The organism is Azospirillum largimobile, assembly GCF_977007025.2.
The window spans coordinates 1,842,509-1,862,744 of record NZ_CDRMUA020000001.1 but is presented as its reverse complement, the minus strand read 5'-3'; the positions used below and the strand labels follow the sequence as shown (position 1 = coordinate 1,862,744).

Annotated in this window: 22 protein-coding genes and 1 pseudogene; 10 read left to right on the top strand and 13 right to left on the bottom strand. The window is 67.9% G+C overall.

The window, feature by feature from the left end; all coding sequences use genetic code 11:
• Entirely contained in the window at positions 1–696 is a 696-nt protein-coding gene (locus ACWPKK_RS08640) for an ATP12 family chaperone protein (RefSeq protein ID WP_452002848.1), read from the top strand.
• A gap of 163 nt (positions 697–859) precedes the next feature.
• Here the strand turns inward: ACWPKK_RS08640 and ACWPKK_RS08635 are convergent, their stop codons facing one another.
• Positions 860–1,417, bottom strand: coding sequence for a PRC-barrel domain-containing protein (locus tag ACWPKK_RS08635; RefSeq protein WP_452002845.1), 558 nt, complete (start codon positions 1,415–1,417; stop codon positions 860–862).
• Positions 1,418–1,511: 94 nt separating this feature from the next.
• On the bottom strand, positions 1,512–2,441 hold the full coding sequence (gene ygfZ / locus ACWPKK_RS08630) for a CAF17-like 4Fe-4S cluster assembly/insertion protein YgfZ (RefSeq protein WP_452002842.1): 930 nt from the start codon (positions 2,439–2,441) through the stop codon (positions 1,512–1,514).
• Between the two features lie 283 nt (positions 2,442–2,724).
• On the opposite strand from ygfZ, the gene ACWPKK_RS08625 reads away from it, so the two are divergent.
• From ACWPKK_RS08625 to ACWPKK_RS08605, 5 genes are all read left to right on the top strand, one after another.
• Positions 2,725–4,302, top strand: coding sequence for an ABC transporter ATP-binding protein (locus ACWPKK_RS08625; RefSeq protein ID WP_452002839.1), 1,578 nt, complete (start codon positions 2,725–2,727; stop codon positions 4,300–4,302).
• 27 nt (positions 4,303–4,329) lie between these two features.
• Positions 4,330–5,406: an ABC transporter permease gene (locus tag ACWPKK_RS08620; protein WP_452002835.1), complete on the top strand. Its 1,077-nt coding sequence runs from the start codon at positions 4,330–4,332 to the stop codon at positions 5,404–5,406.
• Positions 5,403–6,332, top strand: coding sequence for an ABC transporter permease (locus ACWPKK_RS08615; protein ID WP_452002832.1), 930 nt, complete (start codon positions 5,403–5,405; stop codon positions 6,330–6,332). The genes ACWPKK_RS08620 and ACWPKK_RS08615 overlap by 4 nt, the downstream gene beginning before the upstream one ends.
• A gap of 79 nt (positions 6,333–6,411) precedes the next feature.
• Entirely contained in the window at positions 6,412–7,488 is a 1,077-nt protein-coding gene (locus tag ACWPKK_RS08610) for a BMP family ABC transporter substrate-binding protein (protein WP_324866113.1), read from the top strand.
• A gap of 76 nt (positions 7,489–7,564) precedes the next feature.
• Positions 7,565–8,005: a DUF29 domain-containing protein gene (locus ACWPKK_RS08605; RefSeq protein ID WP_452002829.1), complete on the top strand. Its 441-nt coding sequence runs from the start codon at positions 7,565–7,567 to the stop codon at positions 8,003–8,005.
• 20 nt (positions 8,006–8,025) lie between these two features.
• On the opposite strand, the gene ACWPKK_RS08600 is transcribed toward ACWPKK_RS08605, so the two are convergent.
• A complete protein-coding gene (locus tag ACWPKK_RS08600) occupies positions 8,026–8,496 on the bottom strand; it encodes a hypothetical protein (RefSeq protein ID WP_324865909.1) in 471 nt (156 codons plus the stop codon).
• A gap of 131 nt (positions 8,497–8,627) precedes the next feature.
• On the opposite strand from ACWPKK_RS08600, the gene ACWPKK_RS08595 reads away from it, so the two are divergent.
• Both ACWPKK_RS08595 and ACWPKK_RS08590 read left to right on the top strand, forming a co-directional pair.
• The gene (locus tag ACWPKK_RS08595; protein ID WP_452002827.1) at positions 8,628–9,326 is read left to right on the top strand and encodes a phosphatidylserine decarboxylase; all 699 of its coding nucleotides are present in this window, start codon (positions 8,628–8,630) and stop codon (positions 9,324–9,326) included.
• On the top strand, positions 9,323–10,246 hold the full coding sequence (locus ACWPKK_RS08590; protein WP_452002824.1) for a CDP-alcohol phosphatidyltransferase family protein: 924 nt from the start codon (positions 9,323–9,325) through the stop codon (positions 10,244–10,246). The genes ACWPKK_RS08595 and ACWPKK_RS08590 overlap by 4 nt, the downstream gene beginning before the upstream one ends.
• A 31-nt stretch (positions 10,247–10,277) precedes the next feature.
• On the opposite strand, the gene ACWPKK_RS08585 is transcribed toward ACWPKK_RS08590, so the two are convergent.
• Positions 10,278–10,613 (bottom strand): hypothetical protein, encoded by a 336-nt coding sequence (locus ACWPKK_RS08585; protein WP_452002821.1) that lies wholly within the window; start codon positions 10,611–10,613, stop codon positions 10,278–10,280.
• Positions 10,614–10,937: 324 nt separating this feature from the next.
• Between ACWPKK_RS08585 and ACWPKK_RS08580 the strand changes: the two genes are divergently transcribed.
• Positions 10,938–11,093, top strand: coding sequence for a DUF3309 family protein (locus ACWPKK_RS08580; protein WP_082860756.1), 156 nt, complete (start codon positions 10,938–10,940; stop codon positions 11,091–11,093).
• Between the two features lie 20 nt (positions 11,094–11,113).
• On the opposite strand, the gene ACWPKK_RS08575 is transcribed toward ACWPKK_RS08580, so the two are convergent.
• The gene (locus ACWPKK_RS08575) at positions 11,114–11,359 is read right to left on the bottom strand and encodes a hypothetical protein (protein WP_452002818.1); all 246 of its coding nucleotides are present in this window, start codon (positions 11,357–11,359) and stop codon (positions 11,114–11,116) included.
• A 160-nt stretch (positions 11,360–11,519) separates the two neighbouring features.
• Here ACWPKK_RS08575 and ACWPKK_RS08570 point away from each other — a divergent pair, with 160 nt between their 5' ends.
• Entirely contained in the window at positions 11,520–12,002 is a 483-nt protein-coding gene (locus tag ACWPKK_RS08570) for a CYTH domain-containing protein (protein WP_452002815.1), read from the top strand.
• Positions 12,003–12,095: 93 nt separating this feature from the next.
• On the opposite strand, the gene ACWPKK_RS08565 is transcribed toward ACWPKK_RS08570, so the two are convergent.
• The 8 genes and pseudogenes from ACWPKK_RS08565 to queA form a co-directional block, all read right to left on the bottom strand.
• On the bottom strand, positions 12,096–14,513 hold the full coding sequence (locus ACWPKK_RS08565; protein ID WP_452002813.1) for a methyl-accepting chemotaxis protein: 2,418 nt from the start codon (positions 14,511–14,513) through the stop codon (positions 12,096–12,098).
• A gap of 119 nt (positions 14,514–14,632) precedes the next feature.
• A complete protein-coding gene (locus tag ACWPKK_RS08560) occupies positions 14,633–14,974 on the bottom strand; it encodes a sterol carrier protein domain-containing protein (RefSeq protein WP_452004748.1) in 342 nt (113 codons plus the stop codon).
• Between the two features lie 447 nt (positions 14,975–15,421).
• Positions 15,422–15,766, bottom strand: a pseudogene (locus ACWPKK_RS08555) (GNAT family N-acetyltransferase); the annotation flags it as partial.
• A 58-nt stretch (positions 15,767–15,824) separates the two neighbouring features.
• Positions 15,825–16,214, bottom strand: coding sequence for a hypothetical protein (locus tag ACWPKK_RS08550; RefSeq protein ID WP_452002810.1), 390 nt, complete (start codon positions 16,212–16,214; stop codon positions 15,825–15,827).
• Positions 16,215–16,298: 84 nt separating this feature from the next.
• The gene (gene queG, locus ACWPKK_RS08545) at positions 16,299–17,387 is read right to left on the bottom strand and encodes a tRNA epoxyqueuosine(34) reductase QueG (protein WP_452002808.1); all 1,089 of its coding nucleotides are present in this window, start codon (positions 17,385–17,387) and stop codon (positions 16,299–16,301) included.
• A complete protein-coding gene (gene queF, locus ACWPKK_RS08540) occupies positions 17,374–17,838 on the bottom strand; it encodes a preQ(1) synthase (protein ID WP_452002805.1) in 465 nt (154 codons plus the stop codon). The genes queG and queF overlap by 14 nt, the downstream gene beginning before the upstream one ends.
• Positions 17,831–19,045 (bottom strand): tRNA guanosine(34) transglycosylase Tgt, encoded by a 1,215-nt coding sequence (gene tgt, locus ACWPKK_RS08535; protein ID WP_452002803.1) that lies wholly within the window; start codon positions 19,043–19,045, stop codon positions 17,831–17,833. Before tgt ends, queF begins: the two co-directional genes overlap by 8 nt.
• Positions 19,042–20,070 (bottom strand): tRNA preQ1(34) S-adenosylmethionine ribosyltransferase-isomerase QueA, encoded by a 1,029-nt coding sequence (gene queA, locus ACWPKK_RS08530; protein WP_452002800.1) that lies wholly within the window; start codon positions 20,068–20,070, stop codon positions 19,042–19,044. Before queA ends, tgt begins: the two co-directional genes overlap by 4 nt.
• Positions 20,071–20,236: the final 166 nt, after the last annotated feature.

The window sequence follows — 20,236 nt, the reverse complement described above, 5'->3', positions numbered from 1 at the left end:
ATGAAGCGTTTCTACAAGGCGGCCGGGGTCGGCGAGACCGAGGGCGGTTTCCGGGTCGAGCTGGACGGCCGTCCGGTGCGCAGCCCGGCCAAGGCGCCGCTGGTCTTCCCCAGCCAGCCGCTGGCCCAGGGCGTGGCGGACGAATGGGCAGCGCAGGGCGACCAGATCGACGCCCATTCCATGCCGCTGATGCAGCTGTCGAGCACCGCCGTCGACCTGATCCCGGCCAAGCGGCAGGACATCGTCCAGGCCATCAGCGCCTATGCCGGCACCGACCTGCTGTGTTACCGCGCGGAACATCCCCAGCCGCTGGTGGACCGTCAGGCCCAACTGTGGCAGCCGCTGCTTGACTGGGCGGCGCTGACCTACGACGCGCCTCTCCATGTCTGCGCCGGCCTGATGCCGAAGCCGCAGCCGGAGGAGGCGCTGGCCGCCCTGCGCCGGGTGGTGGAGCGGACGGACGACTGGTACCTGTCGGCGCTGCAGACCACGACCGGCGTCTGCGGCTCCATCATCGTGGCGCTGGCCCTGCTGGAAGGCCGCATCAGCGCGGAAGAGGCCTTCGAGGTTTCGCAGCTGGACGAGACCTACCAGATCGAGCAATGGGGTGAAGACGCCGAAGCCACGAAGCGCCGCGCGAACGTGCGTGCGGAGATCGTGGCCTGCCGGCGCTTCGTGGATCTGCTGCGGGGGTGAGGGTGCCGAGTTAGACCCCCACCCTGACCCTCCCCCGCTGGGCGGGGGAGGGAGTAGGAGCTTTGTCGACGCTGTTGCGGCAGTCTCCTCCCCCACCCAGTGGGGGAGGATTAAGGTGGGGGTCTAACTTCCCCATGAGCGCGACCCGCTAGCGCGACGAATCTTACTTCGCCGTGCTGCTGCCGGTGGTCCCGGTCGAGCCGGCGGTCGGCGCCGCGCCCGGCGCCGCCTTCTCGTCCTCGGCCGGCTTCCGGTTCTTGTTCAGCGACGTCATGGTGTCGTCGTACTTGAATTCCGGCATCGCCTTGACGTCGTCGCGGCTCATGCCGGCCAGATTCAGGCGGTTGTTCTGCGAATCCCAGTTGGCGGCGGTGTAGTCGACCGCGACCTGCTTCTCACCGATGCCGAGGAAGCCGCCGGAGCTGACCACCAGCTGCTTGGCCTGCCCGTTGGCGTCGAGGATGACGTCGTCGACCTCGCCGATCTTTTCGTTGTCGCGGCCATAGACGTTCTTGCCGATCAACTCCTCGGCGCTGGCGAGTTGGCCGCCGGTGGCGCTGGTGGCCGAGCTGCCGGTGGTGGCGCTGTCCGGCGACGCGCTGTTCGACATGGTGGAGGTCGACGAGGACGGATTGCCCACGGTCGGCGAGGTGGTCTGCGCGACGGCGGCGCCGGAGAGCAAAGCCAGCGTGGCGGCGGTGACAATCAGGGTGCGACGCATGGGGTGGCTCCTTTGTCGTTGTGTCGAAAGACATCAGAACAACAGGCGCAAGCCCCGTTTGATTTCACCTTCCGTGAACTCTTTCGGTGTGGAACTAGCCCTTGGTGGTAATGTCCCAACCCGGTTCCTGCGGCGTCAGCGTCGCCGGACCGGCCTGGAACGAAAGCCCGTTTTTGGCCGCGCGCTCCACCTCCTCCAGCCGCAGCAGGGCGAGTGCCGCACCGTCGCGGACGCTGCGGATCTCCCCGGCCTCCTTGCCGTCCAGCGTCACCGCGGTGCCGGGCTCCGGCATGGGGCCATCGACGGCGGCGGGAAATAGCTTCTTCTTGATCAGGGCGCGGTACTTGGTGCGGGCGGTCAGCTCCTGCCCCATGTAGCAGCCCTTGTCCCAGGAGATGGCGTTCAGCGCGTCCATCCGGTTCTCCAGGGGAATCGACTTTTCCGGAATCAGATCGGCGGTCCCGTCCGGCACGCCGAGCGACAGGCGCAGGCGGTCGTAGTCCGCGGCATCCCGTCGCACCAGCCCGGCCGCCTCCAGCGCCGCGATGCCGTCCGCAGGCAGGAACAGGCGGGCGCCCAGCGTCGGCAGGCGGGGGTCGGTGAAGGCGATCCCGCCGCCGAAGGGCCGAGCCGTGCCCGGTTCCGCCGGCAGTCCCAGCGCCGTCAGCGCGCCGTCGCCGAAAGCGACGGCGACGCGCAACCCGTCGGCCCGGTCCTCCAGCGCGATCTTCGAGCGGAGCTTGTACATCTTCAGCCGGCGCAGCAGGTCGGCGCGGCGGTCCGTCTCCGGATCGAGCAGAAGCGCGGCGGCCGAATCCGCACCCGACTCGACGGCATCCGACTCAACAATGGTGAAATCATGCAGGAACTTGCCCTGCGGGGTCAGGAACAGGGCATAGGCGGCATGATCGGGAGTGACGCGCAGCATGTCGTTGGACACCAGCCCCTGCAGGAAGGCCTTGCGGTCCTCCCCCGTCACCGCCACCACGCTCCGCCGGTCCAGCACCGCGTAACCCGCCGACATCCTTGCCTCCACCCTGTCCGATCGGCTGAACTGCCGACCGTCTGGAGTGTTGGTCCGAACGGGGCGGCTGGCAAGGGCCTGCCGCATCGCAGCAGACCGCCACAGCGAAGGGCTGGGTTGCCGCCACGGACTGTGGCATGATGACCAAAGCGGCAAATGCATTGCGTATAGGCAGAGGATCGGCTGTTGACGGCCGGTGGTGCCACCGGATTACTCTGTTGGTAGCGGTGGCACGGCTTTGGCATTGCCATACAGGTTTGACCTTTTCCCGGATTGACCCTCCTTGCCTTCGCACGCCGAGACTTTTCCCCCGGACGCTCCGCCGCCCCGCCTGGAGCTGCGCGGCATCACCAAGCGATTCCCCGGATGCCTCGCCAACGACCATGTCGACCTCGTCCTCCAGCCGGGCGAGATCCACGCGCTGCTGGGTGAGAACGGTGCCGGCAAGTCCACCCTGGTCAAGATGATCTACGGGGTGCTGCACCCCGACGCCGGAACCATGCTGTGGCAGGGGGTGGAGGCGACGGTCCCCGATCCGGCCGGCGCACGGCGGCTGGGCATCGGCATGGTGTTCCAGCATTTCTCGCTGTTCGACACGCTGACGGTGACGGAGAACATCGCGCTCGGCCTGGACGATGCCGGCCGGATGGACGAGCTGGCCGATCGCATCCGCAGCGTGTCCGAACGCTATGGCCTCGCGCTCGACCCGGAACGCCATGTCTTCCACCTGTCGGTGGGCGAGCGGCAGCGGGTGGAGATCGTGCGCTGCCTGCTGCAGGACCCGAAGCTGCTGATCATGGACGAGCCGACCTCGGTCCTGACGCCGCAGGAGGCCGCCAAGCTGTTCGAGACGCTGCGCGTCCTGGCGGCGGAGGGCTGCACCATCCTCTACATCTCGCACAAGCTGGAGGAGATCCGCGCGCTGTGCAGCCGCGCCACCGTCCTGCGCGCCGGCAAGGTGGTGGGCGCCACCGACCCGCGGCAGGAGACCGCGCGCAGCCTTGCCGAGATGATGATGGGGGCGGAGCTGTCCACGCCCGAACGGCCGCCGCAGGGTGCCGCCGGGGCCGCGCGCCTGTCGGTGCGCCACCTGTCCACCACCTCCGACAACCCCTTCGCCACCAACCTGAAGGACGTCAGTTTCGAGGTGCGGGCAGGCGAGATCCTGGGCATCGCCGGTGTCGCCGGCAACGGTCAGGCGGAACTGATGGCCGCGCTCAGCGGCGAGATGCTGATCGCCGACTCCGATGCCGTGGTGATCGAGGGCACGTCGGCCGGGCATCTGGGGCCGCGGGCGCGCCGCGCGCTGGGTCTCGCCTTCGTGCCGGAGGAGCGTCTGGGACGCGGCGCCGTCCCGGAACTGAGCCTGTCGGAGAACGCGCTGCTGTCGGGCTATGCCCGTGAACCGCTGGTGCGCGGCGGCATGGTCCATTTCGGCCGGGCGCGGGCCTATGCCGAGACGATCATCCGCGGCTTCAACGTGGTCGCCCACGGCCACCGGGCGGAAGCGCGGTCGCTGTCGGGCGGCAACCTGCAGAAATTCATCATCGGCCGCGAGATCCTGCAGAAGCCGAAGCTTCTGGTCGTCGGCCAGCCGACCTGGGGCGTCGATGCCGGCGCCGCGGCGGCGATCCACAAGGCGCTGATCGGGCTGGCGCGCTCCGGTGCCGCGGTTCTGGTGATCAGCCAGGACCTGGACGAGCTGTTCGTGCTGAGCGACCGGATTTCCGTGCTGTTTCATGGCCGCCTGTCCGACAGCCGTCCGACGCACGAGACGACGGTGGAACGCATCGGCCTGCTGATGGGCGGCCTGTTCGGCACGCCGCCGGACGAAGACGGGGAGATCACGCGTGCGGTCTGATGGTTTCGTGATTGCCGGAGACGCCGCATGAGCTTTATCCGTCTTGAGCCGCGCGGGCAGGCGTCGAAGACAATGGTCTATGTCACGCCGCTGCTGGCGGTGGCGCTGACTCTGCTCAGCGGCTTCATCCTGTTCCTGGCGATGGGATTCGACCCCGTCAGGGCGCTCCATGCCTTTTTCATCGCCCCGTTGACCTCGGTACGCGGGCTGGGCGAACTGGTGGTGAAGGCCACCCCGCTGGTGCTGTGCGCCGTCGGCCTTGCCATCGGCTTTCGCGCCAATGTCTGGAACATCGGTGCCGAAGGGCAGCTGACGCTGGGCGCCATCACCGGGGGCGGGCTGGCGCTGGCCTTCTACGGCGAGGGCGGCTGGTGGCTGCTGCCGCTGATGGTGATCGGCGGTGCGGTCGGCGGTGCGGTCTGGGCGGCGGTGCCTGCCTTCCTGCGGCTGCGATTCAACGCCAGCGAGATCCTGACCAGCCTGATGCTGAATTACGTGGCGCTGCTGCTGCTGAACTATCTGGTCCACGGCCCCTACCGCGACCCCGACGGCTTCGCCTTCCCGGAGTCGCGCCTGTTCGAGGCCGACGCCGTGCTGCCGATCCTGTGGAGCGGCACCCGCGTCCATCTTGGCGCGCTGTTCGCCCTGTTCGCGGTGGCGGGCGGCTGGCTGCTGATCGCGCGGACCTTCATCGGCTTCCAGATCAAGGTGATCGGCCTGACCCCGGCCGCCGCCGGCTATGCCGGTTTCGACCAGAAGCGCATCGTCTGGCTGGCCCTGCTGCTGTCGGGCGGTCTGGCCGGCATCGCCGGCATGGGCGAGGTCGCCGGGCCGATCGGGCAGGTCACGGCCAGCATTTCGCCGGGCTACGGCTATACCGCCATCATCGTCGCCTTCCTGGGCCGCCTGCATCCGGTCGGCATCCTGCTGGCGGCGCTGCTGATGGCGCTGTCCTTCATCGGCGGCGAGGCGGCGCAGATCGCCATGGGCCTGCCCAAGGCCATCACCGGAGTGTTCCAGGGCATGCTTCTGTTCTTCCTGCTGGCGAGCGACGTGCTGATCCGCTACCGGGTCCGCTTCGGGGCGCGGAGGGTGGTGGCATGAACGACCTTGCCCTGATCGGCCCGATCCTGGCCGCGATGTTCGCGGCCGCCACGCCGCTGCTGTTCGCCGCGCTGGGCGAACTGGTGGTCGAGAAATCCGGCGTCCTCAACCTGGGCGTGGAAGGCATGATGCTGGTGGGCGCTGTCTGCGGCTTCGCCGTGACGATCCAGACCGGCAGCGCCGTCACCGGATTTCTGGTCGCGGCGCTGGCAGGTGCCGCCACCGCCTCGCTGTTCGCCGTGCTGACCCTGTTCCTGCTGGCCAACCAGGTGGCGACCGGCCTTGCGCTCACCCTGTTCGGCGTCGGCCTGTCGGCGCTGATCGGGCAGGGCTTCGTCGGCATCCCGCTGGAAGGCCTGCCCAAGCTGTACATCCCAGGCCTGACCGACCTGCCGGTGGTGGGGCAGGCGCTGTTCGGCCAGGACATGATGGTCTACCTGGCGGTCGCCGCCGTGCCGCTGGTCCACCTGTTCCTGTACCGCACCCGCGCCGGGCTGGTCCTGCGTGCGGTTGGGGAGAACCACACGGCCGCCCACGCCCTGGGCTACAAGGTGCTGCGCATCCGCTTCCTCGCCGTGCTGTTCGGCGGCGCCATGGCGGGGCTGGGCGGCGCCTTCCTGTCGATGGACTACACGCCGATGTGGGCGGAGAACATGACGTCGGGCCGCGGCTGGATCGCGCTGGCGCTGGTGGTCTTCGCCACCTGGAAACCGGTGCGCGCCATGCTGGGCGCCTGGCTGTTCGGCGGCGTCACCATCCTGCAACTGCACGTTCAGGGGCTGGGGATCGACGTGCCCTCGCAGCTCTTGTCGATGTTGCCTTATCTGGCTACCGTCCTGGTCCTGGTGCTGATTTCGCGGGACGTGGCCCGCATCCGCCTGAACGCGCCGGCCTGTCTGGGAAAACTGTTTCATCCCGATGCTTGACGCGTCGTTTTGAAATCGAAACAAAGCCCATATCACAGAGATATCAAGAACAAGGAGCTTCGACGTGAACAGAAGGACGATGGGCAAGGCGGTGCTGGGTCTGGCCGGCGCCGCGATCGCGCTGAGCGTGGGCATGGGCTCCGCCCTGGCGCAGGACAAGCTGAAGGTGGGCTTCGTCTATGTCGGCCCGGTCAGCGACCACGGCTACAGCTACCAGCACGACCAGGGCCGTCTGGCCGTGGAGAAGGCGCTGGGCGACAAGGTCACCACCACCTTCGTCGAGAATGTGCCGGAAGGCGCCGACGCCGAGCGTGTGGTCGAGCAGCTGGCCGCCAGCGGCCACAAGCTGATCTTCACCACCTCCTTCGGCTTCATGAACCCGACGCTGAAGGTGGCCAAGCGCTATCCCGACGTGAAGTTCGAGCACGCCACCGGCTACAAGCGCGCCGAGAATGTCGCGACCTACTCCGGCCGCTTCTATGAGGGCCGCACGGTGGTGGGCGCCATCGCCGGCAAGATGACCAAGTCGAACATCATCGGCTACATCGGCTCCTACCCGATTCCCGAGGTGGTCGGCGGCATCAACGCCTTCACGATTGCGCTGCGCGAGCAGAACCCGAAGGCCGAGGTCCGCGTCGTCTGGGTCAACAGCTGGTACGACCCCGGCAAGGAAGCCGAGGCTGCCAAGGCGCTGATCGACCAGGGTGCCGACGTCATCGTCCAGCACACCGACAGCCCGGCCCCGATCCAGACCGCGCAGGAGCGTGGGCTGTGGTCGGTCGGCCAGTCGTCCGACATGACCCGATTCGGTCCGAAGTCGCACCTGACCGCGATCGTCGAGGACTGGAACGGCTATTACGTCCAGCGCGTCAAGGCGGTGCTGGACGGCAGCTGGAAGCCGATCGACACCTGGGGCGGCATCAACACCGGCATGGTCGAGCTGGCCCCCTACAACCCGGCCATCCCGGCCGACGTCGTGAAGATGGCCGATCAGCTCAAGGCCGACATCGTGTCGGGCAAGCGCCACTCCTTCCAGGGTCCGGTCAAGGACCAGGCCGGCAAGGTGGTGATCCCGGAGGGCAAGACCGCCACCGACGAGCAGATCCTGAAGATGGACTGGTACGTCGAGGGCGTGCAGGGCAAGGTTCCGAAGTAAGCAGCGTACGGCGCGGCGAACCGGTGGTGAAAGCCTCCTGTCCGTCGCGCCCTTCGGCGATGTGGGGAGGTGGGCGATGGACGGAAGCAGCCTCTACGACAGCGATTTCTACGCCTGGGCGAACGAACAGGCCGCCCTTCTGCGGGCCGGCAAGCTCGACGCGGCGGACATCGAGCACATCGCCGAGGAGATCGAAAGCATGGGCAAGACCGAGAAGCGCGAGTTGATCAGCCGGCTGCGCGTGCTCTTGCACCACCTGCTGAAGTGGGCGCATCAGCCGGCCCGGCGCGGCAATTCCTGGCGTCTATCGGTCGCCAACAGCCGCGACGAGATCGAAACGCATCTGCGCGACAATCCAAGCCTTAAATCGAGGCTCGACGAGTCGATTGCCGACTCGTACCGGTTGGCGCGGCGCGATGCCGCTGCCGAAACCGGCTTCGACGAAGCGGTGTTTCCGGTTCAATGCCCGTGGAGCTTCGCCCAGCTTATGGATGATGCGTTCTGGCCGGAGGGCTGAAGGCGGCCAGCCGCCCCGCTTTACAGATACTCGCCCAGAAGCCGCAGGAACGGGCGCGCTTCCTGCAGGACCAGCGTTGTCTGGTGGAACAAATCCTCGGGCGAGGCGTGGTGTTCCAGCCTGATTTCCGAGAACAGGATGATCTTCTGCCCGCCCTGGACAATGAAGCGGACATGGGGCAGCCCCTCGATCCCGCGCAGCACCGCCAGCAGGGAGCGGCGGCGTTCCGGCGCCTGGGCGGTGTAGGGCACATGGCCGACATCGGCCCAAATCTGGCAGATCGACCCGCCGCCTTCCTCTTCGCTCTCATGCCGGACGGCGACGTTGAAGGGCAGGCCGTCGGCCATGAAGGTCAGCTTGCAGGGGCGCGGCGGCCTGGCGATGCCCAGCACGCCTTCCGGCGTCATCTCGATGGAGCCGGGGCTGATCGGCAGGGCGCCGTCGGGCACCTCGGCCAGCGATTGAATGGTCTTCAGATCGGGAACGGACAAGGCGGTACGCTCGGCTTCTGGGGCGATTGAGACGACAGCATGGGCTCCGCCAGCTAAAATTCTGTAAAGGCCCGGAACGCGCGTCTAGAATGGCTGTTCGCTGTGGTCTGAAAATACGAAGAAAGCAGGCGATGTCCGCCATCGATACCGTCGTCGTCCCCATCCATCGTGCCGGCTGGCCCTTCATCGCCGGCTTCGCCGTGGTCTCCCTGGTTCTCGGTCTCGCCGTCTGGGCGCCGCTCGGCTGGATCGGGCTGGTCCTCACGCTCTGGTGCGCCTACTTCTTCCGCGATCCGGACCGTGTGACGCCGACCCGGCCCGGCCTGCTGGTCAGCCCGGCCGACGGGCGCGTCACCATGATCGTCCAGGCCGTGCCGCCGAAGGAACTGGGCATGGGCGACAAGCCGCTGACCCGGATCAGCGTGTTCCTCAACGTCTTCAACGTCCACGTCAACCGCGTGCCGGCCGACGGCACCATCGTGGTGGCCGAATACCACAAGGGCACCTTCGTCAACGCTGCGCTCGACAAGGCCAGCGACGAGAACGAGCGGATGGCCTTCCGCCACCGCCTGCCCGACGGGCGCGAGATCGCCTATGTCCAGATCGCCGGTCTGGTGGCGCGCCGGATCCTGTGGTGGGTCAAGGCGGGGCAGGAGGTGAAGGCGGGTGAGCGATTCGGCCTGATCCGGTTCGGCAGCCGCACCGACATCTATCTGCCGGACGGAGTCGCCCCGCTGGTCTGCGTCGGCCAGACCGCCATCGGCGGCGAGACGATCCTGGCCGACCTGGACGGGACGGAAGCGCAACGGCAGGGGGATGTGCGTCGATGAAACGACCGCCCGTCTTCCGCCAGCAGATTTTCCGCCCCCACCGCGCGCGCCGTCCCGGCCGGCCGCACCCGCGGCTGAAGGGGCTGTCGATCAACCACCTGCTGCCGAACGTGCTGACGGTGCTGGCGCTCTGCTCCGGCCTGACCGCGATCCGATTCGCCATGCAGGAGCGGTGGGAGCCGGCGGTCATCGCCATCGTCATCGCCGCCATCCTCGACGCGCTGGACGGCCGGATCGCCCGCCTGCTGAACGGCCAGAGCAAGTTCGGCGAGGAGTTGGACAGCCTGTCCGACGCCATCAGCTTCGGCGTCGCGCCCGCCTTCATGATGTATCTGTGGGGGCTGAACGGCGCGGGAAGCCTGGGCTGGATCGCCTCCATGGCCTATGCCGTGTGCTGCGCGCTGCGTCTCGCGCGATTCAACTCGCGACTCGGTGTGGTCGATCTGCCGCCCTGGGCCTACAACTACTTCACCGGGGTTCCGGCGCCGGCCGGCGCCGGTCTCGTCCTGCTGCCGATGATCCTGGGGTTCGAGATCGGGCCGCAATTCCTCGGCCATCCGGCGGTGATCGTGCCCTGGACCCTGCTGATCGGCGGGCTGATGGTCAGCACCCTGCCGACATTCTCCTTCAAGGGCGCCCGTGTGCCGGCCCAATGGGTGGTGCCGGCGCTGGCCGGTGTCGGGCTGCTGGCCGCCATGCTGGTCAGCCAGCCCTGGTGGACCCTGTCCATCGTCGGGCTGGCCTATCTGTCGATGCTGCCCTTCTCCGTCCTCCAGTTCCGCAAGCTGCAGAGTGCCGCGGAACTGATGCGCACGGAGATCGCGGAACCGGGGCTGGATGCTGGGGACGAAGCCTCTCCCGGGGCGCAGCCGTCTGACGACATCGCAGCGTCCGGAGAGGAACCGCGGAAGCCGGTCTGACCGGCCTTCCGCCTGCTGCGTTCCGCCGCCGCTATTCCGCCGCCACCAGTTCCGCAGCGGACGCGGTGGCGGCAAGTTCCGCAACGATGACCCGCGCCACCATCGGGATCTGTCCCAGGCAACGGCCGATATGGTCGGTCTCCGCCTGGGGCAGATCACCCACCTCCATGGCGATGGCGAGCGTATCGTCGGTCAGGCGGCTGTGCAGGGCCAGCGGGACCAGCCCGCGCTTTGCAACGAATTCCAGAACGCGGGGCAGGGTTCCGGGATCGGCATCGGCAACCAGGGAAAAGGCGACCCGGCGGCCGGGCGCGGTGGCGCGCGCATCCGACGCGGATGCAGCGGTGGTCTTTACGGTGTGGGACATGGCGTGATCAGGCTTTCAGACGGTTCTGCGGAATGGACGAGCGAAATCCCCGGCTCTCAAAGGAGAACCGGGCCGCTAATTCGCAGAATGCCGTCGAAGCGATGCGTGATCATGGAAACAGCCTAAGCTGCCGCCGCCGCCCCGTCAACAGGGGCCGACCAGCCGGAAGTCCGCAGGCGTCGCGTTCGGGGAGCGCCGGAGGAGCCAAATCCCCCCTTGGTGGTGGCGAATGGTCACGTTCGAGCCGGACAGGAACAAAGTCCAGGGATACCCGTTCCGTTTCCGCTTGTCCGTCACGAATGCTCCACCAGAAGGGAGAAGGCCATGCTCGGCACGATTCTGCTCATCATCTTGATTCTGTTGCTTCTCGGTGCCGTCCCGGCCTGGCCGCACAGCCGCGGCTGGGGCTATGGTCCCAGCGGCATCCTCGGCGTGCTGCTGATCGTCCTGATCGTCCTGCTGCTGATGGGCCGGATCTGATCCACGGCCTGTTGGACAGTCTATCTGTCTGATGCACGGTGGGGCCGGCGGAGGGCGAACATCAGCCACCCGACCGGCCCCAGCATCAGCACCATGACCAGCCAGCCGGCGCGCGGTCCGAATGGGCAGCGTGATCCGGCAGGCGGGCGCCATCCGCCACCGCGGCGCGACAGCGCCACATGGAGCAGCGGCAGCCCATAAAGGGCGAACAGGACCAGCCAGGGAATGGCGGCCCAGAGACCGTTGGCGGAAGAATCGGCGTTCATCGCTCCAGGATAGCACCGAGGACGGAGCGTTTGCGACTGATCGTCACGGCATAGTACAGCCGCATGCGGTCTCGGTTGCGCTGCACACAGGGCAGCGAGGTTGAAGGCGGGCACGACTTTCGGCTAGGGTCGTCGGCGAACTCGTCCGAAGGGCCCGGTCATGGCACTGGAAATCGAGCGACGATTCCTGGTCCGCAGGGACGTCCGGCATCTCTGCCGGGACGGTGTGCGAATCGTCCAGGGATATCTGCCGTCCGACGGCATCAGCACGGTCCGCGTCCGTATCGCCGATAACCGCGCGACACTCACCATCAAATCCTTGAAGCAGGGGGCATGCCGCGAGGAGGTGGAACATCCCCTGTCGCTGGATTTCGCCCGCCGCCTGATGCTCTACGGCTGCGAGGGGCGGGTGATCGACAAGACGCGCTACCGTCACCGCCAGGATGGCCTGTGCTGGGAAATCGACGTCTTCCACGGTGAGAACACCGGCCTGATCATCGCGGAAGTCGAACTGGAAGACCCCGACCAGACCGTTCCGCTGCCCGACTGGATCGGGGCGGAGGTCACCACGTTGCGGGCCTACGGCAACTCGTCCCTATCCCGCGCACCCATCCAACGCTGGTCGTCGCCGGCGGCCGCTTAGCGGACGCGATCCGCTGCAGGTGCCGGCCCCCCTCGCCACCGAAGGGACGGGAGGAACCGGCGCAACCGCAGCAAGCCGGATCACCGGAAAAAGCTACGCCGTCCGCACCTTGTCGAGGAAGCCCTGCACCTCGCCGCGCAGGCGGTCGGCCTGGGCGGTCAGGGTGCGGCTGGCATTCAGGACCGCATCGGCGGCGCCGCCGGTCTTGGTGGCGGCGGTGGTCACCTCGGCGATGTTGCGCATCACCTGCTGGGTGCCTTCCGCGGCCTGCTGAACATTCTGGGCGATCTCGCGGGTGGCGCTGCCCTGCTGCTCCATCTCGTGGGCGATGTCGGTGACGGTTCCGCTGATGGCCGTCACCGCGTCGGAGATGGTGCGGATGGCCGCCACGGCGCTGGAGGTGGCGGTCTGCATTTCCGCGACCTGGGCCGAGATCTCCTCCGTCGCCTTGGCGGTCTGGCCGGCAAGGTTCTTCACCTCCGTCGCCACCACGGCGAAGCCCTTGCCGGCCTCGCCCGCGCGGGCCGCTTCGATGGTGGCGTTGAGCGCCAGCAGGTTTGTCTGCTCGGCGATCTCGCCAATCAACCCAACAACCTGACCGATCCGCTCGGCGGCGAGCGACAGGCCTTCGACGATGCTGTTGGTCTGCACCGCCTTGTCGGCGGCGCCGGAGGCGGTGGCGGAACTGGCGTTCAACTGGCGCGAGATTTCGGCGATGGAGGCGGACAGCTCCTCCGCCGCCGCGGCGACGGTCTGGACATTCGCGGTCGCCTGTTGCGAGGCGGTGGCGACGGCGGTGGACTTGGCGGTGGTCAGCGCCGCATCGGACGACATCTCCTGCGCGTCGCGACCCAGCGACCCTGCCGACTCGGTCAGCGACATCACCACGCCGGAAACCGCCTGCTCGAAGCCGTTGGCGAACTCGTTCATGGTGCGGCGCCGGTCGGCGTCGATCTGGATGCGCATCTCCTCGCGCTCGCGTTCCATCCGCTGCATCTCCAGGGCATTGTCCTTGAAGATGGTCATGGCGTCGGCCATGTGGCGCATCTCGTCCTTGCGGTCGCCGCCGGGGATTTCGACCGTCAGGTCGCCTTCGGCCAGCCGGCCCATCGCACCGGTCATGGCGTGCAGCGGGTGGGTGATCGCGCGGTCGATGATCCAGGCCATCAGCGCGCCAAGCAGCAGGGCGACCGCCGCACCGATGGCGATCACCATGCCGGCGCTGGCGCGGCCGGCCTCGCGGTCCTCACGCTGGAGGGTGACCAGCCGGCCGACCTGTCCGCTGACCGCGGAGGAGGCCTGGGCCATGGCGGCCGACGCCTCGTGCTGCTTGGCGGCGGCGGCCGATAGCGCTGCGAACTCCGAGTCGAAAGCGCGGGCGGCGTCGGTGATGGCGGCGATCAGTGCGCGCCCTTCCTGGTCGACCAGCACGGCTCCGGCCTGTCCAGCGATGTCGAGGATCTCCTTGACCGCCGCGGCGACCGCGGTCTTCGCGCCGGTGGATGCATCCGACGCGCCGGACAGGAGGAAATCACGCTGGCCCAGCATCGCGGACTGGGCACCCTGCACCAGGCGCATCGCCAGACCGCGCAGCATCACCGCCTCGTTCACTTCGCTCTGGGCGTATTTGGAGGCTTCGCGCAGCGCTTCGGTCACGATGGCCTGGTTCTGCTGAAGCTCCACGGCGCGTTCCTGCACGCCGCGTGCGGCCTCGTCCAGCCCGGCGGCGACCCCAGGGTCAGCCAGCGCCGCGGCTCCCCTGCTGCGCAGGGCCTGCACCGTGCCGTGATAGGCGCGGGTATCGTCGGCGATCCGCGCGGCCAGCGTCTCGTCATTGGTGCCGACAAGGTCCTTGGCGACGGTGTCGGTGGTCTGCACAAGCTCGTCCAGCGCCTCCCCGATCTGGGCGGCCAGCGCCTCCTCGGGGTTGCGCCGCAGATCGCTCTGCCGGCGGCGGACCTCCAGAACCCGTTCGATCACGCGGTTGGCCCGCTCGGCGGTGTCCATGGCATGGCGCAGTTCGGCGTCGGCGTCGCGCTTGCTGGCCATGTTCAGGTCATAGCGCTCCGACTGCTGCTTGCCGATCTTCTCGGCGATCTCGCGCAGGGCGCGCGCGCGAGTCTCCATGCTGGCCGTGCGGGCGTGCGCCTCTGCGTCCTGGGTGACGAAATTGGTGAAGGCGGCGCGGTAGCCGTCGATGCCCGAACGCACCTCGTCCAGCAGGCGCCGGCCTTCCCCGTCGGCGAGCGCAGCGCGGGTCTCCTGCGCTTCGGCCTGCAGGGCGTCCAGCATGCCGGGAACATTGGCCGCGGCCTTGGCGTCGCGTTCGGTCACGAAGCGCGCCTCTTCCAGCCGCACCGATTTCAGCCGCGTGTCGAGGTCGGCGGTGTGGGCCGCCAGATCGACTCGCTCGGCATAGGTGCTGAGGCTGTTCCAGCCGACGAACGCCACGCCAACCGTCAGAAGCAGCACGGTGGCGAAGCCAAGCGCGATCCGCGTTCCGATCGTCATGAATGGTGGACTCCCCGCTCGCGTCGCCCTTCCGGAGACGCTTTTCTCCCGATCATTGTCCGATTGAACCACAGGTCGGTTAACGTCCGGTTTGATTCAGGTCAGGAAACTGCCTTATTTCAGAAGCGGTCAGGCATCCACGGTGCCGCGCCGCAAAATATGCGCTGCAGCCGGTTGATCATCTTTTCTTCACCATGAAGCAAACCCGCCCGCCACAATGCGCGAGCGCTTGCGTGTCCGGTGAACAGACTGGCGAAGGTGCCGATCTCCATCCTGGCCGGCGCCTCGACAACTTGCTCGATTTGGGAGATATTCCCCCTGGAGTGGGCAACCTCAAGATGGTATCGCCCGCAATTGCCGAAAATTAAAGAATCTCTTATCTCGAAAGTAGCCGATTCGGTGAGACCCGCCGGATAGCCGCGTTTCTCCAACGCCGCTGCAACGTCCAACGGGCGGACCATCCATTCTTCGCGCCCGTCCAGCCGCAAGCCGTCACCGGCCATGAGCGCCAGGGGGTCGTTGGGACCGCCGGACCATGTTACCCGGTCCACCTGGGCGCGGAAGCCTGCCAGCAGGCCCATCGCCCCGCCCAGCGTTGCGCCGGAGGGCAGGCAGTGGTCGGCGACCGCAAGCCGCCGATCCCGCGGCGGCATTATGGCGATGTATCCGTCATCGTCTCGGAAGAGGTCGGCCGGATCGCCGTCCGGACAAAGGGCAAGCGTCCACAGCGCCTCCGTCCGTTCCGGCAACCCGTTCCCGTCGGCCAGCAATGGACGGCGGAGCAGGGCCAGCGGCGCGGCGTCGAGCGGATCCGTCGGCCGGAGGGAAGCGGCGCCGGAGACTGGCGCGGCGAAGGCGGTGGGCGGTGCGCTCCACTGGCAGGTGACGCCGCCGCACCCGTAACCGAGCCCGCGATAGAAAGGCAGCGTGGCGGGGCAGAGGACAGAGAGTACCGCTCCGGCGGCACGCGCCTCCATCAGCAGCGCGCGCATCATTGCCTTGCCGTGGCCGGCGCCGCGCAGGGCGGGATCGACCGCCACCATGGCGACCGCCTGTACCGGAACCGGGCTTCCGCCGAACCACTGGTCCATCATCCAGTGCGCGGCGCAGGCCACCGGGGTGGTGCCGGTGCCCTGCGGACGTCTCAGCACCCGGATGGTGTCGGGGCCGAAAAGAGCCGCATAGCGGTCGAACAGGTCGCGCGACAGCCCGAAGCCGAGCCGGGCCAGCCGGGCGACTGCGCTCAGTTCGTCGGCATGCGCCGGACCATAGTCGGGCTCTGGCGAGGGGAGGGAAACGGCTGGCCTCCGCTCATTCGGCGGCTGGCGGAACCGCGGCGACGCGGGTCGGGATCAGCGCGGCGAGGATGCGCGACTGCTCGTCCAATCGGCCTTCCATCCGGCTGATGCGTTCGCCCTGATTGTGGGCAGTGATCTGCAGGTCTTTGAGGCGGTGGTTCATGTCGTCCAGGCGCTGGTCCACGCCGTTCAGGCGCTGGTCCACGCCGTTCAGGCGCTGGTCCATGCCGTCCAGGCGCTGGTCCATGCCGTCCAGGCGCTGGTCCATGCCATCAAGGCGTTGCTCGACCTTGTCCAGACGCTGCTCAATCCTATCGATGCGCTGCTCAACCCGATCGAACTTGCCGTCGAAGTGGGTCTTCAGATCCAGGATCGCGTTCAAAACCTCGGCATTGTTGGACATGCACGCCTCCGCGGGAATGATAGCGCAACAGCGCCGGCGGCGACAAGGTAAGCGGAGAGTGCCGTCAGTTTGAAGAAACGTCACTCAAGCGTGTGCATTTGTCGCGCTGCTCAACCGATCAGCGGCCCACTCGGCCGCCTCGCGCACCACGTCGCTCGCATCCTCGCATAGGGCCTCGGCCACGGGTTTCAGCGACGGATCGCCGCTGTTTCCGATGGCGACCAGCACGTTGCGGACGAAGCGGTCGCGGCCGATGCGCTTGATGGGGGAACCGCTGAACACCTGCCGGAAGCCGGCATCGTCCAACTGGGCCAAGTCGGCCAGCCGGGGGGCTGTCAGTTCGGCCCGCGGCAGGAAGGCGGGCTCAGCCGTCGCGCGGGCGAACTTGTTCCAGGGGCAGGCGGCAAGGCAATCGTCGCAGCCATAGATGCGGTTGCCCATCAGCGGCTTGAGCTCGTCGGGGATCGGTCCCTTGTGCTCGATGGTCAGGTAGCTGATGCAGCGCCGGGCGTCGATCTGGTAAGGCGCCGGAAAGGCGTCGGTCGGGCAGGCGGTCTGACAACGGTCGCAGGAGCCGCAGCGGTCGCGCGCCGGCGGGTCGGACGGCAGGTCCAGCGTCGTGTAGATCTCGCCCAGGAACAGCCAGGAGCCATGGTCGCGCGACACCAGATTGGTGTGCTTGCCCTGCCAGCCCAACCCGGCCTGCGCCGCCAGCGGCTTTTCCATCACCGGCGCGGTGTCGACGAACACCTTCACCCCGGCCTTGGTCTGGTGGGCCAGCCATTGGGCCAGAGTCTTCAGCCGCCCCTTGATCAGGTCGTGATAATCGCGGTTGCGGGCATAGACGGAAACGATGCCGCGGTCGGGATGCTCCGCCAGCCGGCGCGGGTCGTCGTGGGGGGCGTAACTGGTGCCCAGCGCAATGACGGTGCGTGCCTCGTCCCACAAGGATTGGGGATGGCTGCGCTGGTCGCTGCGCTCGGCCATCCAGCCCATGTCGCCGTGCCGGCCCTCCGCCACGAATTGGGCAAGGCGCTCGCGGGCTTCCGGTCCCAGCGCGGCGGGGGCGAACCCCACCGCGTCGAAACCGACCGCCAGCGCGCGGTTGCGGATGGCCTCCCGCAGCCGCGCCGGGTCGGCGGACGCCAGCGGAGCGGGTTTAGCCGCGGCCACGGTAGGTCGGGACGTCCTGCGACGGGATCCAGACGCCCTTCGGCGGCTCTCCGGTCTGGAAGAACACGTCGATGGGAATGCCGCCGCGCGGATACCAATAGCCGCCGATGCGCAGCCACACCGGCGACAGCTCGTCCACCAGCCGCTTGCCGATGCCGACCGTGCAGGCCTCGTGGAAGGCGCCGTGGTTGCGGAAGCTGGTCAGGAACAGCTTCAGGGACTTCGATTCCACCAGCCAGTCGCCCGGCACATAGTCGATCATCAGATGGGCGAAGTCCGGCTGGCCGGTGATCGGGCAGAGCGAGGTGAACTCCGGCGCGGTGAAGCGCACGCAGTAGGGATCGCCGGGGTTCGGGTTCGGCACCCGCTCCAGCACCGCCTCTTCCGGAGTCTTGGGCTGGACGGTGGAGCCGCCGAGCTGGGTCAGGCCGGCATAGATGTTCTCAGTCATCGGTCTTTTCCTCCGCCACCCGCTCGGCTTTGGGCGGGCGGCCTTGCTTCGGCGGCTTGCCGGGCTTGGCGATGGGATCGACGGTCGCCTCGATGTCGCCCTCGTTCAGGCGGGCTTCCATGGCGTCGGCGACCTCTTCGAAATTGCCGTTCTGGATGGCCTGCCGCATCGTCCGCATCACGTCTTGGTAGTAATGCAGGTTGTGCCAGGTCAGCAGCATCGGCCCCAGCATCTCGTCCGCCTTGAACAGATGATGCAGATAGCCCCGGCTGTAGCTGCGGCAAGCGGGACAGTTGCATTCGGCGTCGAGCGGGCGCTCGTCATGGGCATGGCGGGCGTTGCGGATGTTGATGGTGCCGCGGCGGACGAAGGCCTGACCGGTGCGGCCCGAGCGGGTCGGCATCACGCAGTCGAACATGTCGACGCCACGCCGCACCGCGCCGATCAGGTCGCTCGGCCGGCCGACGCCCATCAGGTAGCGCGGCCGGTCCTTGACCATCAGCGGTTCGGTGAAGTCCAGCACCCGGAACATCGTCTCCTGACCCTCGCCGACCGCCAACCCGCCGATGGCGTAGCCGTCGAAGCCGATGTCAGTCAGGGCGGCGACGCTCTCCGCCCGCTGCTCCGGATAGATGCCGCCCTGGACGATGCCGAACAGGCCATAGCCGGGGCGCTCGATGAAGGCATCCTTGCTGCGCCGGGCCCAGCGCATCGACAGGCGCATGGAGGATTCCGCCTGCGCTTCCGTGGCCGGGAAGGGCGTGCACTCGTCCAGGCACATGGTGATGTTGCTGTCCAGCATGTGCTGGATCTGGATGGAGCGTTCCGGCGTCAGGTGGTGGCGGCTGCCATCCAGGTGCGATTTGAAGGTGACGCCTTCCTCCGACATGGTGCGCAGGTCGGACAGGCTCATCACCTGGAAGCCGCCGCTGTCGGTCAGGATCGGCTTGTCCCAGTTCATGAAGCGGTGCAGGCCGCCCAGCTGGGCCACCCGCTCCGCCGTCGGGCGCAGCATCAGGTGATAGGTGTTGCCCAGCAGGATTTCCGCGCCCGTGGAGGCCACCGCGTCGGTGGTCATCGCCTTCACCGTCGCCGCGGTGCCGACCGGCATGAAGGCCGGCGTCTCGATGGTGCCGTGGGCGGTGGTCACGCGGCCGCGCCGCGCCCGCCCGTCGGTCGCCAGAAGGTCAAAGCCGATGCCGGTCATGATGGGTCCGTCCTGTGCAGCAGCGAGGCGTCGCCGTAGCTGAAGAAGCGATAGTTGCGGTCGATGGCGTGCCCATAGGCCGCCCGCATGCGGTCGTAGCCGGCAAAGGCGCAGACCAGCATGAACAGCGTCGATTTCGGCAGGTGGAAGTTGGTCCACAGCAGATCGACGATGCGGAAGCGGTAGCCGGGGGTGATGAAGATGTCGGTGTCGCCGCTGAAGGGGACCAGCGTCCCGTCCTCCCGCCCCGCCGTCTCCAGGATGCGCAACGCCGTGGTGCCGACCGACACGATCCGGCCGCTGGCCTTGCGCGTTTCGTTCACCGCTGCCGCGGTCTCCGGAGAGATCTCGCCCCACTCGCTGTGCATCTTGTGGTCGGCGATGTCGTCGACCTTCACCGGCAGGAAGGTGCCGGCACCGACATGCAGAGTGACCGGCACCCGCCGCACCCCGCGTTCGTCCAGCGCCGCCAGCAGCTCGGGCGTGAAGTGCAGCCCGGCGGTGGGGGCGGCGACGGCGCCCTCGCGCGCGGCGAAGACGGTCTGGTAATCGGCGTTGTCGCCCTCGTCCGCCTTGCGGCGGATATAGGGGGGCAGCGGCATCCGGCCGTGGCGGTGCAGCGCCTCCATCAGCGCCGCCCCACCGGCGGAGAAGCGCAGCCGCACCTCCATGCCGTCCTTGGCGATCACCTCGGCACTGAAATCATCCGCAATGACGATGGTGTCGCCGGGCTTCAGCCGCTTGCCGGGCTTGGAGAAGGTCGCCCATTCCCGCTCGCCCAGCCGCTTGTGCAGCGTGATCTCCACCGCCACCTCGCCGCGCCGGCCGTCGAGCCGGGCAGGGATGACGCGCGTGTCGTTGACGACCATCAGGTCGCCCGGCTGCAGCAGCGTCGGCAGGTCCCGCACGATGAAGTCGCGCAGGGTCGGGCCGACCTCCAGCAGGCGGGCGGCGTCACGCGGCCGGACGGGATGCTCGGCGATCCGGTCGGGCGGCAGGTCGAAGTCGAAATCGGCGGTCTTCATGGGAGGGGCAAGCTATAGACTGAACGGTGGGCGGATGGGAAGGGTTTGGGAAGTGCAGCCCCATGCCCCCTCCCTAACCCTCCCCCGCTTTCAGCGGTGGAGGGGACTGCCGCCGCTTGCCCGTGAGGCACCCTCTCCCGCGAAGCGGGGGAGGGTCGGGGAGGGG

Excerpts from the sequence above, each read along its gene's own strand:
- ACWPKK_RS08640 (WP_452002848.1), top strand. The coding sequence starts at position 1 with ATGAAGCGTTTCTACAAGGCGGCCGGGGTCGGCGAGACCGAGGGCGGT.
- ACWPKK_RS08635 (WP_452002845.1), bottom strand. The coding sequence starts at position 1,417 with ATGCGTCGCACCCTGATTGTCACCGCCGCCACGCTGGCTTTGCTCTCC.
- ygfZ (WP_452002842.1), bottom strand. The coding sequence starts at position 2,441 with ATGTCGGCGGGTTACGCGGTGCTGGACCGGCGGAGCGTGGTGGCGGTG.
- ACWPKK_RS08620 (WP_452002835.1), top strand. The coding sequence starts at position 4,330 with ATGAGCTTTATCCGTCTTGAGCCGCGCGGGCAGGCGTCGAAGACAATG.
- ACWPKK_RS08615 (WP_452002832.1), top strand. The coding sequence starts at position 5,403 with ATGAACGACCTTGCCCTGATCGGCCCGATCCTGGCCGCGATGTTCGCG.
- ACWPKK_RS08610 (WP_324866113.1), top strand. The coding sequence starts at position 6,412 with ATGGGCAAGGCGGTGCTGGGTCTGGCCGGCGCCGCGATCGCGCTGAGC.
- ACWPKK_RS08605 (WP_452002829.1), top strand. The coding sequence starts at position 7,565 with ATGGACGGAAGCAGCCTCTACGACAGCGATTTCTACGCCTGGGCGAAC.
- ACWPKK_RS08595 (WP_452002827.1), top strand. The coding sequence starts at position 8,628 with ATGTCCGCCATCGATACCGTCGTCGTCCCCATCCATCGTGCCGGCTGG.
- ACWPKK_RS08590 (WP_452002824.1), top strand. The coding sequence starts at position 9,323 with ATGAAACGACCGCCCGTCTTCCGCCAGCAGATTTTCCGCCCCCACCGC.
- ACWPKK_RS08585 (WP_452002821.1), bottom strand. The coding sequence starts at position 10,613 with ATGTCCCACACCGTAAAGACCACCGCTGCATCCGCGTCGGATGCGCGC.
- ACWPKK_RS08580 (WP_082860756.1), top strand. The coding sequence starts at position 10,938 with ATGCTCGGCACGATTCTGCTCATCATCTTGATTCTGTTGCTTCTCGGT.
- ACWPKK_RS08575 (WP_452002818.1), bottom strand. The coding sequence starts at position 11,359 with ATGAACGCCGATTCTTCCGCCAACGGTCTCTGGGCCGCCATTCCCTGG.
- ACWPKK_RS08570 (WP_452002815.1), top strand. The coding sequence starts at position 11,520 with ATGGCACTGGAAATCGAGCGACGATTCCTGGTCCGCAGGGACGTCCGG.
- ACWPKK_RS08565 (WP_452002813.1), bottom strand. The coding sequence starts at position 14,513 with ATGACGATCGGAACGCGGATCGCGCTTGGCTTCGCCACCGTGCTGCTT.
- ACWPKK_RS08560 (WP_452004748.1), bottom strand. The coding sequence starts at position 14,974 with ATGGTCCGCCCGTTGGACGTTGCAGCGGCGTTGGAGAAACGCGGCTAT.
- ACWPKK_RS08550 (WP_452002810.1), bottom strand. The coding sequence starts at position 16,214 with ATGTCCAACAATGCCGAGGTTTTGAACGCGATCCTGGATCTGAAGACC.
- queF (WP_452002805.1), bottom strand. The coding sequence starts at position 17,838 with ATGACTGAGAACATCTATGCCGGCCTGACCCAGCTCGGCGGCTCCACC.
- tgt (WP_452002803.1), bottom strand. The coding sequence starts at position 19,045 with ATGACCGGCATCGGCTTTGACCTTCTGGCGACCGACGGGCGGGCGCGG.
- queA (WP_452002800.1), bottom strand. The coding sequence starts at position 20,070 with ATGAAGACCGCCGATTTCGACTTCGACCTGCCGCCCGACCGGATCGCC.